Genomic DNA, 15,231 nt, shown 5'->3' on the forward strand with positions numbered 1-15,231 from the left:
CTTGAGGAAATTCTAGAGGCCGGTAGTCATGGGCTGGAATACAAGAAAAGCGGCGTTCTGTGCTGCATAAAGTGGAGGAATGATGGACAGACTGCGCGCCATGGAGCTCTTTCTGTCGATCTCGAAGTCCGAGAGCTTCTCGGAAACCGCGCGCCAGTTCGGCATCTCTGCCACCTCGGTGTCGCGCATGATCACCGACTTCGAAAGCGAGCTCAACGTCAAGCTGCTGCTGCGGTCCACGCGGCAGGTCGTGCTGACCGAAGCGGGCCAGGAATACGCGCGCCAGCTCGAACCCATCCTCTGGAACATCAACGAGGCGCATCGCAACATCACCGAGATCCGCGCCGCGCCCAAAGGCGTGCTGCGCGTGCATTCGCGCATGATGTTCGGTCTGGGCGTACTGCCGCAGCTGGTCGCGGCCTTTCGCGAGGCCTACCCCGAGATCCACATCGAACTCGTGCTGTCGGAAGCCAAGACGGATCTGCGGCGCAACAACTTCGACATCGATTTCCGCATCTCGCCGCCCGTCGAGGCCGGCCTGAAGCGGCGCATCCTGTTCAAGAGCGAACGCTATCTCGTCGCTTCGCCCGCGTATCTGGCCGATCGCAAGCCGCCCGAGACGCCGGCCGACATCGCCCAGAATGCGTGCCTGGCGTACCTGCTTCCTGGCGACCAGTACCTCTGGCGCTTCAAGCAGGGCGAGGTCATCGATGAAGTGCCGATCCAGCCAAGGCACGTCACCAACAATGGCGTGGCGTTGCTGGAGCTGGCCAGGCTGGGGGAAGGAATCGCGCTGCTGGACGACTACACCGTGCACCACGACATCGCGCGCGGCTCGCTGGTGCGGCTGTGTCCGGACTACCGCGTCACCAACACCACCTTCGAAGAAGGCATGTACGCCACCATCCTGGACACGGCCATGATCCCCGTGAAGATCCGGCTGTTCCTGGACTTTGTCGCCTCGCACGTGTCGGGCGCCGAGCTGCGATTCGCCGCGTACGGCAAGCCGGCGGCTGACGCCTGACCCGGCGGTAAGCGTCAGGCGCCGGGCCGGATCGCGCAGCGCGGGCGCGGCGCGCCTGCGTAACCCGCGCCCCGGATGCGCAGCAGCGCGCCGTCCAGGGGGCCATTGGCCGACAGGCGTCCGCTGTCGCTGATGGACGTGACGTAGAGGTCGGTCAGGTCGTCCCCGCCAAAGCACAGCGACGCCGGGTGGGCGACCGGCACGTCGATGCGCCGGTCCAGTTTGCCGTCGCGGTCGAACCGGACGACGGCGCCCGCATGCACCAGCGCCGTCCACAGCCCGCCGTCCCGATCAAAGCAGCAACCGTCCGGCGCCGATCCAAGCGCGTCCGTGTCGGCAAACACCTCGCGGCCCGATAAGCCTGCCTGCGCATCCATGCGATACCGGTAGATGGTGCGCGCCGCGCTGTCGCACACATGAAGGTGCGTGCCGTCCGGATGCAGGGCCGGACCGTTGACCACGCCGATCCCCTGCGCGATCCGGGCAAGCGTGCCGCGCGTGTCCAGGCGATACAGTCCGCCCAGCGGCGCCTCGCCGGCCTCGCGGTAGATGTGCATGGTGCCCGCGACAAAGCTGCCGTCCGGCAGGGGCGTGCCGTCATTGAGCCGCAGGTTGGGGTGGCTGACGCCGATATCGGCCAGCGTTCGCAGGCTGCCGTCCGCCGGCCGGAACAGCGCAAACGATTCCTTCAATGCCACGACCAGCTCGTCCTCGCCGTTGAAGGCAAATGACCCGAGCGGCGCGGGCAGCTGCCAGCTTTGCACGCGGCCCGAGTCCGGCGTCACAGCCAGGATCAGCCCCTTGCGGCAATCGGCCATCCACAGCTGCCCGCCCGCCGCGTCCCACACCGGGCATTCGCCCAATGCCGCACGCAGCGTTCCGATACGTTCGATCTGCATCTGCCTCCCTCTCTCCAACACGCGCGCTGGCGATGATTTTTCCCCATGGTATCGGCTGCGGGGAGCCCGGAATATGCGCCATTCCTGCAGAACACAACCACCGTTTTTGCCGTAGATCGGGCCCAGGCCCCTTCCTAAAATCAAAAAAAGTTCAGTGCCGGCAGGCGTGGACAGCAGACAAGACCGGTCATCAGACCCCGAGGAGACTTACGATGCAGCATGCCCACGGCGCCCGGCGCCCCGCTATGTGTTTCCAATCGAGCGAGGTGCGGGCATGAGCGACACCCCCGTCAAGTTCGAAGTCAATGAAGGCGTGGCGCTGGTCACGCTGAACAACGCGCCGGTCAATGCGCTCAACCGCGCCATGCGCCGCCGCATCGTGGCGATCTTCGACGAGATCTCCGAGCGCGACGACATCCGCTGCGCGGTGCTGACCGGCAGCGGCACGGTCTTTTGCGCCGGCGCCGACCTGAAGGACCGCCCCAACGCCGACATCGCCGGCGACTTTCTTGAACACAACCGCATCACCCGCGAAACCGGCAACGCCATCAAGGAATGCGCCAAGCCGGTCATCGCCGCCGTCAACGGCGCGGCGCTTGGTGCAGGGCTGGGCCTCATGGCCGCCTGCGACATCATGTATGCGTCCGAGAACGCCACCTTCGGCATGCCCGAAATCAACGTCGGCCTGGCCGGCGGCGCGTCCATGCTGCGCACGCTTTTCGGTCGTTCGACATTGCGCCGCATGTTCTTCACCGGCCAGCGCCTGACCGCGCACGACCTGCTTCGCCGCAACGTGCTGGAAGACGTGCTGCCCGCCGACCAGCTTCTGCCCGCCGCCCTGGCGCTGGCGCACGAAATCGCCGGCAAGGCACCGCTGGCCGTGCTGTATGCAAAGCGCGCCGCGAACATGGTCGACCTCATGCCGCAGCGCGACGCCTACCGCTTCGAGCAGGACTTCACCATGGCGCTGGCCAAAACGGAAGACGCGCGCGAAGCCCGCATGGCATTCCTGGAAAAGCGCCAGCCGCAGTTCAAGGGACGTTGAGCATGGATACGCAGCATCAACGCCCCGGCGCGGGGCTGGCGCCCTTTTTCCAGGCCGCGGGCATCGCCGTCATCGGTGCCTCGGACGACATCACCAAGATCGGCGGCCGTCCCGTCCACATGCTGATCAAGCACGGTTACCGCGGCGCGGTGTACCCCATCAATCCCAAGGGCGGAACCATCCAGGGGCTGCCGGCGTACGCCAGCGTGACGCAGACACCCACGGCGCCCGACCTGGCGATTCTGGCCGTGCCCGCCGCCGCCACGCCCGCCGCGCTGCGCGACTGCGCGGCGCGGGGCGTGAAGGCCGCCATCGTGCTGTCGGCCGGCTTCACGGAGGCCGGCCCCGAAGGCGCCGCGCTGCAGGCCGAACTGGTGGCCATCGCCCGCGAACACGGCATGCGGATCCTGGGCCCCAACTGCCTGGGCACGGTCAATGTGGCCGAGCGCCTGATCGGTTCCTTCTCGATCGCGCTGGAAGAGAACATGCCGCCCGTCGGTCACGTGGGCATCGTGTCGCAGTCGGGCAACGTGGGCAGCCACACCATGCAAAGCGTCGCCCGCCGCGGCATGGGCGTCAGCCGCTTCATCGCGACCGGCAACGAGGCAGATGTGGATGCCGCCGACGGCATCGCCGCGCTGGCCGAAGACGCGGACACGCGCATCATCCTGTGCTGCATGGAGACCTGCCGCGACGCCGGCAAGCTCATCGGCGCGCTGCGCCTGGCGCGCGAGCGCGCCAAGCCCGTCATCATCCTCAAGATTGGTTCCACGGAAAAAGGCCAGGCCGCCGCCGCCTCGCACACCGGCGCCCTCACCGGATCGGACGCCGTGATCGACGCGGTCTTTCGCCGCCACGGCGTGCTGCGCGTGCGCTCGGTCGAAGCGCTGATCGACATCGGCCACGCCGCCTCGCTGCTCATGCCCCGCCGCCTGCCGGCCAACGATGCGGTGACGCTCGTGGCGGCGTCCGGCGGCTTCGGCATCATGATGGCCGACGCGATGAGCGACGCAGGCCTGTCCCTGCCCCCGCTCGCGCCCGACACGCAGCGGCGCATCCGGGAAGCCGTGCCCACCGCCAGCACCGGCAATCCGGTGGATGCGTCCGCCCAGATGTCCGCCCGTCCGGACATCCTGCTCAAGATGCTGACCGCCCTGCTGGAGGACCCGTCGGCCAGTTCCGTCGCGCTGTTCATGTCGCTGTCGCTCTACAACGCGCGGCTGCGCGGCATCTACCTGCAAGCGCTGGCCGAGGTGCGCGCCAGCCACCCGGACCGCCTCCTGATGGTCATCAGCCAGGGGCCGGCCGACGCCGTCGAGCAGATCAACGCGCTGGGCATTCCGGTGTTCTCCAGCATCGACGCGGCCGCCACGGGGCTGGCCGGGCTGGTGCAGCTGGGCCGCCTGCGCAATTGCATTCCGGACGGCACGCCGCTGCCCGCTTCGGAACCCGTCGACCCAGCCGTGTTCCGCAACGAATTCCACGCCAAGCAGGCGTTGGGCAAAGCCGGCATCGATGTGCCGCGCGAGATCATCGCCCGCGATGCCGACGAGGCCGTGCGCGCGGCCGGCGCCATCGGCTATCCCGTGGTGCTGAAGATCGCCTCCGAAGACGTCGCGCACAAGACCGAAGCCGGCGGCGTGCTGCTCGACCTGGCCGATGCCGGCGCCGTGCGTCAGGGCTACGCGCAAATCCTGGCCAACGTGGCGCGGCACGCGCCGGCCGCGCGCATCGACGGCGTGCTGGTCGCGCCGATGGTCGCGGGCGACACCGAACTGATCGCCGGGGTATCGCAGGATCCGGTCTTCGGTCCCATCGTGATGGTGGGCATGGGCGGCATCTACGCCGAGGTGTTGAAGGACGTCGCCGTGCAGGCCGCGCCCGTCAGCGAGGCCGAAGCCGCCGAGATGATCCGGTCGCTCAAGATGTTTCCCATTCTGGATGGCGCACGCGGGCGGCCCAAGGCCGACATCGCCGCCGCCGCGCGCAGCGTGGCGCGCCTGTCCGAATTCGCGTACCGCCACCGCGCGGACGTGTCCGAAATAGACATGAACCCCATTCTGGTGCGGCCGCAGGGCCAAGGCGTCGTCGTCCTGGACGCGCTGATGATTCCGCGCGCCGCCCCCGCCCACTGAGGACAGCCATGCAATTCGAACAACACGCCGCAGTCCCCGACCCTGCCGCGGGCCCCGAGGTCTACCGCCAGCACGCGCGCACCTGGCTGCGCGCCAACCTGCCCGGCTTCATGCGCGCCGACAGCCTGGACTGGCGCGCCCCCTCGCTCGCCGAAAGCAGCGCCTGGGAGGCCGCGATGTACCAGGCGGGGCTTGCCGGGATGACGTGGCCCAAGGCCTACGGCGGCCACGGCCTGACGCTGCGCGAGCATCTGGCCGTGAACAAGGAGATTGGCGCACTGCCCATGCCCGAGAGCGTCAGTTCCATCGGCAAGGAACTGGCCGGTCCCATCATCATGGCCGTGGGCACCGAACAGCAGAAGCAGGACTTCCTGCCCGCGATCCTGGCGATGCGCCAGTACTGGTGCCAGGGGTTTTCGGAGCCGGACGCGGGGTCGGACCTGGCCCGCCTGCGCACCAAGGCCGAACAGCAGGGCGACACGTGGCGCATCAATGGCCAGAAAATCTGGACCAGCGGCGCGGCCAAGGCGCACTACTGCCTGCTGCTGACGCGCACCGGCACCGTGGCCGACAAGCATCGCGGCCTGCTGATGTTCGCGGTCCCGATGGACACGCCGGGCATCCGCGTCGTCCCCATCAAATCCATCGACGGCAAGGAATCCTTTGCCGAGGTGTTCTTCGATGACGTGGTGGTGCCGGACAGCGCACGCCTGGGCGCCCCGGACGAAGGCTGGAACGCCGCCATCCGGGTGCTGTCCATCGAGCGCGCCACCAATCGCATGTACCGCCCTTGGCGCTTCGAATGCGAACTGCGCCAGCTCATCGCCGCCTGCAAATCCGATGCGCAACTGGCCCCCGCGCTTGACGACGGCTACGTGCAGCGCCGCGTCGGCGACCTGGTTTGCGAGATCGACGGCTTGAAGGGCCTGGTCGAACTGACCGTGGCGCGCATGCTGCGTGGCGAGACCATCGGCGCGCGCGGTTCGCTCACCAAACTGTATTGGTCGGAATGCCATCAGGCGTTCGCCGGTCTGGCGCTGTCGCTGCTGTCGCAAGTGGGGCCGCATTCAAGCGCCCTGGCGCGCCGCGCCCAGAAGGCCTTCACCACCGCCTACCTGTTCTCGCGCGCCGAGACGATCTACGCCGGCACCACCGAAGTGCAGCTCGACGTCATCGCCCAGCGCGTCATGAATCTGCCCAAGGACCTGACATGAGCCACGAAGAACTGCGTCCCGAGGAGTTCGCGCAGGCCGCCGACGCCGCGATCACCGATGCCCTGACCCGCCAGGATCCCCGCGCCATGGCGCAGGTGCTGGCGCAGGCGGGGCTGTGCGGGGTCATGGCCGCCGAAGACGACGGCGGACTGGGCCTCCCGCTCGAATTTGCGCTGCCGATCGCGCATGCGGCCGGCCGTCTGCGTCTGCCCTTGCCGCTTTCCGAACAGATCCTGCTTGCGGGCGCGCTGGCCGGCACGCCGCAGGCAGCGGCCCTGGCCGCCGGCGAACGCCTGGCCGGCATCGCCTGGCATGGCAGCCTGCAGGCCGGTCACGCGCGACTGGATCAGGGCCCCGCCGACTGGGTGCTGGTGGCCGACGGCGCGGGCGCGGCCCTTGTCGATGCCACGGCATTGCCGCGCGACGACCAGGCAGCGCTGGATCCCGATCATCCGCAAACCTGGATCGCGCTCGCGGACGCGCAGGTGCTTGCGCGGCTGGACGAAGCCGCATGGGCCGCGCTGCGCCGCCAGGCGCACCTGCTGCTGGCCGAGTTCGCCAACGGCGCTGCCGAAGGCGCGCTGCAAGCGGCGGCCGATTACATGGCCACCCGCGTGCAGTTCGGCCGCCCGCTGTCGGCCAAGCAGGCCGTGCGCCACTTGCTGGCCCGCATGCGGCTGCTGCAGGACGTCTCCAGCGCCGCGATACGACGGGCTGCGCACGCCGACGAATACGGCGCGCCGCGCGACACGCAGCCCGCGCTGGCTGGCGCGCTTGCCAACGCGGCCTTCGTCATCGAAAAAGCCATCCACCTGCACGGCGGCATGGGCTTCACGTGGGAACTGCCCCTGCATCGCGCGCTGCGCGCGGTGCGCAAGCTGGACGCCGCGTTTGCAGGGCTGTCGCGCGGCGCCGGCCACGCCTTCATTCAATCGGTATAGGAAGCAACCATGGCACAAGATCTCGCCGGGCGCGTCGCGCTCGTCACTGGCGCGGGCGCCGGCATCGGCAGGGCCACCGCGCGCCTGCTCGCCGCGCGCGGCGCCACGGTCGGCGTCAACGACCTCAAGCAGGAACTGGTGGATGACGCCGTGGCCGGCATCGTGGCCGAAGGCGGCAAGGCCTTTCCCGTGGTGCAGAACGTCGCCACGCGCGAAGGCATCGGCGCAGCCGTGCGGCAGGCCGCCGAGCACGGCGCGCGGCTGGATATCCTGGTCAACAACGCCGCCTGGGTGCGCTACCAGAGCGTGCCCGACATTCAGCCCGACACGCTGGAGCGCATGCTGGACATCGGCTTCAAGGCTGTCATCTGGGGCATTCAGGCGGCGGCCGAGGTCATGGACCCCGAGCGCGGCGGCGCCATCGTCAACGTCGCATCCACCGCCGCGCTCAAGTCCGCACCCAATTCCATCGTGTATTCGGGCATCAAGTCCGGCGTGCTGGGCGTGACGCGCGCGGCGGCCGCCGAACTCGGTGCGCGCCGGATCCGGGTCAACGCCGTCTGCCCGTCGGCGATCCCCACGGAAGGCACGCAGCGCAACCGCAACGCCGAACGCGACGCGCGCCGCGTCGCCAGCACGCCGCTGGGCCGCCTGGGCACGGTGGAGGACATCGCCGAGGCCATCGTGTTTCTTGCCAGCGACGAGGCCCGCTTCATCACGGCGCAGGCGCTGGTGGTGGACGGCGGCATCACGTTCACGACCCTTTGATGGACACCGTCCTGCTCACGGGCGCGGCCAGCGGCATTGGCCGGGCGGCGGCTCGCCGGCTCGCGGCCGCGGGCCATCGCTGCGTCCTGGTCGATCGCAATGCGCCGGCGCTGCAGGCCTTGCGTGCCGAGCTGCCCGCGCCCGCCGATGGAGATCATCTGGCGCGCGTCACCGATCTGACCGACGCGTCGCAGATTACCGCCCTGGCGGACGGCATGCCGCGCCTGGATGCGCTCATCAACAACGCCGGGATGACCGACAGCAGCAATACACCCACCGTCGACCAGGCGGCGGGCGACTGGCAACGGCTGCTCGACCTGAACCTGCGCGCGCCAGCCCGTCTGGTGAGCGCGCTGCGCAGCCGCCTCGTCCCCGGCGCGCGCGTGGTCAACGTGGCCTCCGGCGCGGGGCTGCGCGCCATCCCGTGGCGCGGCGGCTACAGCCCCAGCAAGGCCGGACTGATCGCACAGAGCCGTGCGCTGGCCCAGTCCGATCCGGGCCTCCGCGTCACCGTGCTCTGCCCCGGTTACGTGCAGACGGAACTGGTCGCTGGCCTGATCGCCTCGGGCCGCCTGGACCCCGAACGCGCCGTGGCCAAGATCCCGCTGGGCCGGTTGGCCGACCCTGACGAGATCGCATGCGCCCTCGCCTTCCTTTCCAGCACGCACGCGGCCCCGCTTGCCGGCGGACTTATGTGCGTGGATGGCGGTTCGTCGGTGTACGGCGGAAGCCAGACCTATGCCCCTGCCGCCGGACACGGGCGCGTTCCGGCGGATGCGCCCCTATCCCTTACCGTTCGCGGCGACTGGCCGCCGCTGCCCGGTGAATCCGCTGGCGACGGCTACGCCGCGGTGCTGGACGCAACGGTGCTGGCCAGCGCACCGGGGCAAAGGCTGGAAGCAGCATTGCAGGCCGCGCAGCGCTTCACCGCTGACGGCCCCGCCAGCCTGACGCTTTTGCTGCCCGATGACGACGGCCTGGATTGGGAACACGCCGGCGATCACGCGGCCGCGCGCATGCTGATCGCCTCGCTGGCCTGCGAATGGGGACCGGCGGCGCGCCGCATCAATGCCGTGCAGATCGCGCAAGGCACGTCGCCCGAGGCGCTGGCGCCCCTGCTGCGCTTTGTGGCCGGCGCGCAGGCCCAATATCTGACGGGGCAAGTGCTATGCAGTCGCTGACCGGCCTGGACGAGATCAAGGCCCGCTTCATCGCCGCGCGCGGCTACTGGCGCCCCTGGACGGACGCGATGCTGCACGCCAACCCGGGCTTTCTGGCGCACTACGCCGAGTACGCGGGACACCCGGCCAAGACGGGACCGCTGGCACCCCGCATGGTCGAGCTGATCTACGTAGCGCTCGACGCGTCGGCGACGCACCTGTTCGAAGCGGGCCTGACCACCCATCTGCGCATGGCGCGCGAGGCCGGCGCCAGCGATGCCGACGTGTTCGACGTGCTGCACCTGGTCACGATGCAGGGCCTGAGCGCGGTGCTGCACGCCGCCGACCTGCTGCACGAGGCCGCGCCCCAACCGGCGCTGAATCCGGGCGATGCCCTGCGCGCCCGCATCGCCGCGTTGTGGCCGGAACAGGCGGGCAGCCTGCTGCGGCTGGCGGAGATGGACCCGGGCTATGTCGCTGTCCTGCTCGACTTTCTGGACCAGGGCGCGCCTGCCGGTGGATTGACCCGCGCGGAGCGCTTGCTCGTGCGGGTCGCCCTGCACGCCTGCTTCACGCAGGGCGACATGGACACCACGCGTGCGTTGATCAACGAGGGATTGGCGCAAGGGGTGACGCGCCAGGCCCTGTTGCAGGCCATCCAGTTGGGCGCGCATCTGGCCGTCCACGGCGCGGCGCTGGGCGCCACCGTCCATGCGCGGCTGAAGGATTCAGGCGCTTCGGGTTAGGTCCGCAAGGGACGCCGTCAGAGGCCAAGCCGTTCCGGCACCGACCAGCCCGCCCGCGCCTCGATGACCTCGCCAGCCGCCAGGCACAGGTCTTCGCGGAACCGCCCGGCCACCAACTGCACGCCGACAGGCACACCGTGCGCCAACCCCACCGGCACCGACAGCCCCGGCAGTCCCAGAATCGCCGTCGAGATCAACGGACTCTGCGCCTGCAGGATGTCCGCCATCACGTCGGCGCCCTGCTGATCCCGATCCACCGGGAAAGGCAGCGCGAACGACACCGGCATCAGCAGGACGGGATAGCGTTCAAAGAAGCGGCCCCATTCGCGCAGGATCGTCGTGCGCATCGCCATGGCTTGAACGAAGCCGTCCTTGTCCCGGCGCGGCGTGTGCGCCAGCATGCTTTGGTACGCGTTCTGGATGGCGCGATCGCCCGCGCGTTCGATCTCGCGCTGCATGGACCCGGCGGCTTCGTTCATCAGCACGTCCAGCCACAGCGCGGCCGCGGCGTCGAACTGCGGCGGCTCGGCGACCTCGACGATGTAGCCCGCGTCCTGCAACCAGCCGGCGGCACGTTGCAGCGCGTCGGCCACGGCGGCGTCGGCCTTGTGCTGCGCGGTGCCCGCGAACAGCGCGACGCGACCGTTGCCTGGCAAATCGGGAAACGCCAGCGGCGCAGGCACCCACCAAGGATCGCGCGCGTCGCCACCCGACATCGCCGCCAGTCCCAAGCGCAGATCGGCGACGGTACGCGCCAAAGGCCCTTGCGTGGCCGCCATCTGCGATGCCACCGGGCGCTCCGAGCGCTGCGTGGCGTTGTAGCCCGGCACCCGCCCCTGCGAGGGCCGCAGCCCTGCAACGCCGCAGCAATACGCGGGATAGCGGATAGAGCCGCCCTGATCGCTGCCATGCGCAAGCGGCCCGACGCCCAGCGCCGCCGCCACCGCCGCGCCGCCGCTGGAGCCGCCCGGCGTGCGCGCCACATCAAACGGATTGACGGTGCGGCCGTGCAGATCGTTGTCGCTGAACCAGCGCCACGAAAATGCCGGAACATTCGTGCGTCCGATGGCGATCGCGCCCGCGCGCAGCCAGTTGTCGACCGCCGGATTGTTCTCCTGCGCGATGAGGTCCCGATAGGCCGTCACGCCGTTGGTCGTGGCGGTGCCAGCCAGATCCGCGTTGGCCTTGATCGTGACCGGCACGCCATGCAGCGCGCCCAATGCCTGCTTGCCGCGCACCGCCGCGTCGGCGGCATCCGCGGCGCGCAGCGCCTGTTCCGCATACGTCTCCGTCAGCGGATTGAAGGCGGCGTTGACCGCGTCGGCGCGGTCCAGGCAGCTTTGCACGGCTTCGCGGCTGGATACTTCGCCGTCGCGGATGGCGCGGGCCAGGTCGAGCGCGTTCCAGCGCCAGAGTGCGTTCGTCATGTTGTCTCCCTATTCTGATAACCCTGTTCTGCGCGGACCGCGCCGGCGCACGCGCGCTGCAAGACCCGGTCCGCGCCGCCCGTTCAGTCCGCCGACGCGCCGGACTGCTTGACCATCGCCGCCCAGCGCGGAATCTCCGCAGCGATGAGGCTGGCGAACTGCTCGGGCGTGGACGGCGTGGCATCGACCGACAGGGTCTCGTTCTGCTTCTGCACCGCGGGGTCCTGCAACGCCTTGGCAATGGCGCCGTTCAGCTTGGCGATCACCGGCGCCGGGGTGCCCGCCGGCGTCACGATGCCGCCCCACGACACGACCTCAAATCCCTTCAAGCCCGATTCGTCCAGCGTCGGCACATCCGGCAGCACCGGCACGCGCGTCAGGCTGGTGGCGCCCAGCACCTTGACCTGGCCCGCGCGGATGAAAGGCAGCACGCCCGCCACGTTGTCGATCATCACGTCAAGCTGTCCGCCGGCCAGATCCACCACGGCCTGCTGGCCGCTCTTGTACGGCACGTGCAGCATGGTGGCGCCGGTCTCGCTCTTGAGCATCTCTCCCGCCAGATGCGCGCTGGATCCGACGCCCAGCGATCCCACGCTGACCTTGCCCGGATGCTGCTTCGCGTACGCGGCCAGCTCCTGCACATTGCTGGCCGGCAGGCCGTTTCGCGCGATCAGCACCAGCGCATTGCTGATGGCCAGGCTGACCGGCGCCAGGCTGCGTTGCGGGTCGTAGGGCAGCTTGGCGTACATGCTCTTGTTGATCGCCAGCGTGACGATATTGCCGAAGCCGATGGTGTAGCCATCGGGCGCGGCCGACGCCAGCGCCTGCGTGCCGACAATGCCGCCCGCGCCACCCCGGTTCTCCACGATGACCGGTTGCCCCAGTTCGCGGCCCAGCGCGTCGGCGATCGGGCGCAGCACCACATCCGGGCCCGACCCCGCGGCATACGGGACGATGAGCTTGATCGGCCGCTGCGGCCAGTCGGCGCGGGCGGCGCTGGCGCCGGTGGCGGCCACGAGGACCAGAAACAAGGAAACGGCACGGCGGGCAAAGATCGGCATGGCATTCTCCTGAAGCGCTTTTCGGGCCAGGCCATCGGTCTTTCCGGGCCTGATCGACGATCAGCTTAGGGATGGTCCGCGCTGCGTGTAAGGCTATATTTTTGTTAAGGTGACCACCCCAGGTTGTCAGGGGCAGATCGCCGTGAAAGACCATCAATTGCGCGCGTGGCTGAAAGTGGCCGAACTGCGCAGCATCCGCGCCGCCGCGCGCAGCCTGCACCTGAGCCAGGCCGCCGTGACCAAGGCCATCAAGGAACTCGAAACCGAACTGGACGCGCCGCTCCTGACGCGCAGCCCCAAGGGCATCGCCGTCACGGAATGCGGCGAGTACCTCACGGTTCGGGCTCGCCTGGCGCAGGCGCAACTCGCGCTGGCCCGCCAGGACATTCGCCAACTGCTCAGCGGCGCGCAGGCGCGCGTGGCGGTCGGCGTCACGCCCATGGTGATGATGAGCGTGCTGCCCGACGTGCTGGCCGAGTTCCGCGCAAGCATGCCGGCCGCCAAGGTCAAGGTTTCCGAGGGATTGCTCCCCGCGGTGCTGCCCGCGCTGCGCAACGGCGCGCTGGATTTCGCGCTGGCCTCGCGCATGAACGACGGCGCCGGCGGGCAGGAATTCGACTTCGAGGAACTGCGGCCGCTGGAATTCATGATCGCGTGCCGCAAGGGCCATCCGCTGGCGCGCGCACGGCGGTGGGACGACATCCGCGGCTGCGAATGGCTGCTCAACGTATCGCCCGGCAGCCACACCGAAGCCTTTCTGCGAGGGCTGCGCGCGCACCGTCTGCCCGAACCCCAGCGGGTCATCGAGTGCGACACCTTCGGTGTCATGTGGAACCTGATGACCCGCAGCGACGCGCTCATCCTCTGCCCGTCCGGCATGCTGGACATCAAGCCCTACGGCGACGAGGCCCGGCGCATCCGCGCCGACGTGCCCATGCCCGTGGCCAGCATCGGCATCATGACGCTGCAGGGCACGCCGCTGTCGCTGGCGGCGGCCACCATGGCGGACCTGTTCCGGCGTCACGTGTCGCGCGCGCCGCTGGGCGGATAACGCGGCCAAGCATCTATTTTCAGGGGCCGGATTGTCGGTCGATTTTTTGTATGCAAAAATATACAAAAAACGCATCGAGACAGCCTTGCCCATTCCCAAGAGCAATTCGCAGGCCTTCGCGGCCTACAACGAGATCAAGCGCCGCATCCTGGCCGGCATGTTCACGCCCAGCCACCGGCTACGCGAAGTGGAAGTCGCCGACCAGCTCGACATGGGCCGCACCCCCGTGCGCGAAGCGCTCAAGCGCATTCAGGACGAAGGCCTCATCACGCACGAGCCCGGCCGCGGATTGGTCGTCACCACGATGGACCAGCAGGAAGTCGGCGAGCTCTACTCCATGCGCGAAGTGCTGGAGGGCGCGGCCGCCGCCTTCGCCGCGCGCCATGCCACGGACGCCGAAGTCGCCAACATGCAGGCCATCCTGGACGAAGGCGACGGCGGCGACCCCGTCGCTCAGAACCTGCGCTTTCACCAGGCCATCTACAGCGCCGCGCACAACCGCTACCTGATCCGCTCGCTGCATTCGCTGACCGAGACCACCTACCTGCTGGGACGCAGCACGCTCAGTTCATCGGAGCGGGCCGGCCGCTCCAACCAGGAACACCAGGCCATCGTCGACGCCATCCGCGCCCGCGATGTTCAAGGCGCGCAAGACGCCGCGCAGCACCACATTCACCAGGCCCTGCTGGAACGCCTAAAGATGCTGCGCCAGGGTTAAGCGCGGCCATCGATCGGAGACAAGTCGATGAAGCAGTTCAACGTATCCCCGCAGCGGCTGCTGGCGGGGCTGGCCCTTCTGTTGCCTGCGCTTTGCGCGCCGGTGGCAGCGTCCGCCGATTCCTACCCCAGCCGTCCCATCACGTTGGTGGTGCCGTTTGCGGCGGGCGGCGGCACCGACAGCATTGCGCGCGACATGGCGCGCACGCTGGCCGACAAGCTGGGCCAGTCCGTGGTCGTGGAAAACCGCGGCGGCGGTGGCGGCTCCATCGGCGCCGCGCTGGTCGCCAATGCGCGGCCGGACGGCTACACGCTGCTTTTTGCGACGTCCACGTTCGTCACCAACGCTGCCGCTGGCATCAGCACCACGTATGACGTGCGCAAGTCCTTCGCGCCCATCGCGATGCTGGGCCGCGGCCCGCTCTTCGTGGTGACGGCCAAGGATCTGAAGCTGACCTCCATCGACGACCTGCGCCAGCTCGCGGGCAAGCCGGGCGCCGACCTGAACTTCTGCTCGGCGGGCAACGGCAGCATCAACCATCTGGCCGGCGAACTGTTCAAGCAGAAGACCAACGCCGCCATGACGCACGTGCCCTACAAGGGCAGCGGCCCGGCCACCGTCGATCTGCTGGCCGGACGCGTTCAGGTGTTTTTCGCCACCGTGCCCACCATCCTGTCGCAAGTGCGCGACCAGCGCGTGGACCTGCTGGCCGTCACGGGCAAAACGCGCTCGCCGCTGTTCCCCGACACGCCCACCGTGGCCGAGGCAGGCGTTGCCGACTTCGACATCACGACGTGGTGGGGTGTGCTAGCGCCGGCCGGCACGCCGCCCGAGGTCGTCGGCAAGCTGAACCAGGCCATCAACGACGCGGCCGCCGACAAGCTGGTCGCCGACCGCCTGAAGCACGAAGGCGCCCAGGCCATCAGCGGATCGCCCGGCGACTTCGGCAAGGCCCTGGCCGCCGAACTGGAGATGTGGCAAGGCGTGGTCAAGAAGTCCGGCATGAAGCTGGACTGACCGGCCCGCCGCACGCACAACAAGG

Annotated in this window: 14 protein-coding genes; 11 read left to right on the top strand and 3 right to left on the bottom strand. The window is 69.1% G+C overall.

Going from position 1 to position 15,231, the window contains the following annotated elements:
* Window positions 1–82 precede the first annotated feature (82 nt).
* Complete coding sequence (locus H4P35_RS23730) at window positions 83–1,024, top strand: LysR substrate-binding domain-containing protein (RefSeq protein WP_370638988.1); 942 nt, start codon at window positions 83–85, stop codon at window positions 1,022–1,024.
* Between the two features lie 14 nt (window positions 1,025–1,038).
* Here H4P35_RS23730 and H4P35_RS23735 read toward each other — a convergent pair whose 3' ends face one another.
* Window positions 1,039–1,923, bottom strand: coding sequence for an SMP-30/gluconolactonase/LRE family protein (locus H4P35_RS23735; protein ID WP_226847213.1), 885 nt, complete (start codon window positions 1,921–1,923; stop codon window positions 1,039–1,041).
* Between the two features lie 274 nt (window positions 1,924–2,197).
* Between H4P35_RS23735 and H4P35_RS23740 the strand changes: the two genes are divergently transcribed.
* From H4P35_RS23740 to H4P35_RS23770, 7 genes are read left to right on the top strand one after another with little or no spacing between them, the layout of a single operon-like run.
* Window positions 2,198–2,968 (top strand): enoyl-CoA hydratase/isomerase family protein, encoded by a 771-nt coding sequence (locus H4P35_RS23740; RefSeq protein WP_056324996.1) that lies wholly within the window; start codon window positions 2,198–2,200, stop codon window positions 2,966–2,968.
* Window positions 2,969–2,970: 2 nt separating this feature from the next.
* Window positions 2,971–5,103: an acetate--CoA ligase family protein gene (locus tag H4P35_RS23745; RefSeq protein WP_226847214.1), complete on the top strand. Its 2,133-nt coding sequence runs from the start codon at window positions 2,971–2,973 to the stop codon at window positions 5,101–5,103.
* A gap of 8 nt (window positions 5,104–5,111) precedes the next feature.
* A complete protein-coding gene (locus H4P35_RS23750) occupies window positions 5,112–6,317 on the top strand; it encodes an acyl-CoA dehydrogenase family protein (protein WP_180097663.1) in 1,206 nt (401 codons plus the stop codon).
* On the top strand, window positions 6,314–7,258 hold the full coding sequence (locus H4P35_RS23755) for an acyl-CoA dehydrogenase family protein (RefSeq protein WP_226847215.1): 945 nt from the start codon (window positions 6,314–6,316) through the stop codon (window positions 7,256–7,258). The genes H4P35_RS23750 and H4P35_RS23755 overlap by 4 nt, the downstream gene beginning before the upstream one ends.
* Before the next feature lie 9 nt (window positions 7,259–7,267).
* Window positions 7,268–8,026 carry an SDR family NAD(P)-dependent oxidoreductase gene (locus H4P35_RS23760; protein ID WP_226847216.1) on the top strand — a complete coding sequence of 253 codons (759 nt, stop codon included), beginning with the start codon at window positions 7,268–7,270 and terminating at the stop codon, window positions 8,024–8,026.
* A complete protein-coding gene (locus tag H4P35_RS23765) occupies window positions 8,026–9,207 on the top strand; it encodes an SDR family NAD(P)-dependent oxidoreductase (RefSeq protein WP_226847217.1) in 1,182 nt (393 codons plus the stop codon). The genes H4P35_RS23760 and H4P35_RS23765 overlap by 1 nt, the downstream gene beginning before the upstream one ends.
* Window positions 9,195–9,932 (top strand): carboxymuconolactone decarboxylase family protein, encoded by a 738-nt coding sequence (locus H4P35_RS23770; RefSeq protein ID WP_226847218.1) that lies wholly within the window; start codon window positions 9,195–9,197, stop codon window positions 9,930–9,932. Before H4P35_RS23765 ends, H4P35_RS23770 begins: the two co-directional genes overlap by 13 nt.
* A 17-nt stretch (window positions 9,933–9,949) precedes the next feature.
* Here H4P35_RS23770 and H4P35_RS23775 read toward each other — a convergent pair whose 3' ends face one another.
* Both H4P35_RS23775 and H4P35_RS23780 read right to left on the bottom strand, forming a co-directional pair.
* The gene (locus tag H4P35_RS23775) at window positions 9,950–11,359 is read right to left on the bottom strand and encodes an amidase family protein (RefSeq protein ID WP_226847219.1); all 1,410 of its coding nucleotides are present in this window, start codon (window positions 11,357–11,359) and stop codon (window positions 9,950–9,952) included.
* A gap of 83 nt (window positions 11,360–11,442) precedes the next feature.
* Window positions 11,443–12,420: a tripartite tricarboxylate transporter substrate binding protein gene (locus H4P35_RS23780; protein ID WP_226847220.1), complete on the bottom strand. Its 978-nt coding sequence runs from the start codon at window positions 12,418–12,420 to the stop codon at window positions 11,443–11,445.
* A 142-nt stretch (window positions 12,421–12,562) separates the two neighbouring features.
* Here H4P35_RS23780 and H4P35_RS23785 point away from each other — a divergent pair, with 142 nt between their 5' ends.
* The 3 genes from H4P35_RS23785 to H4P35_RS23795 all read left to right on the top strand — a co-directional run bounded on the left by H4P35_RS23785 (window position 12,563) and on the right by H4P35_RS23795 (window position 15,206).
* A complete protein-coding gene (locus H4P35_RS23785) occupies window positions 12,563–13,471 on the top strand; it encodes a LysR substrate-binding domain-containing protein (RefSeq protein ID WP_226847221.1) in 909 nt (302 codons plus the stop codon).
* An 85-nt stretch (window positions 13,472–13,556) separates the two neighbouring features.
* Window positions 13,557–14,189 (top strand): GntR family transcriptional regulator, encoded by a 633-nt coding sequence (locus H4P35_RS23790; protein ID WP_174245413.1) that lies wholly within the window; start codon window positions 13,557–13,559, stop codon window positions 14,187–14,189.
* 27 nt (window positions 14,190–14,216) lie between these two features.
* The gene (locus tag H4P35_RS23795) at window positions 14,217–15,206 is read left to right on the top strand and encodes a tripartite tricarboxylate transporter substrate binding protein (protein ID WP_226847222.1); all 990 of its coding nucleotides are present in this window, start codon (window positions 14,217–14,219) and stop codon (window positions 15,204–15,206) included.
* Window positions 15,207–15,231 lie beyond the last annotated feature (25 nt).

The sequence above is a fragment of the Achromobacter sp. 77 genome (assembly GCF_020541125.1).
In the GTDB taxonomy this organism is placed as follows: domain Bacteria; phylum Pseudomonadota; class Gammaproteobacteria; order Burkholderiales; family Burkholderiaceae_B; genus Achromobacter; species Achromobacter mucicolens.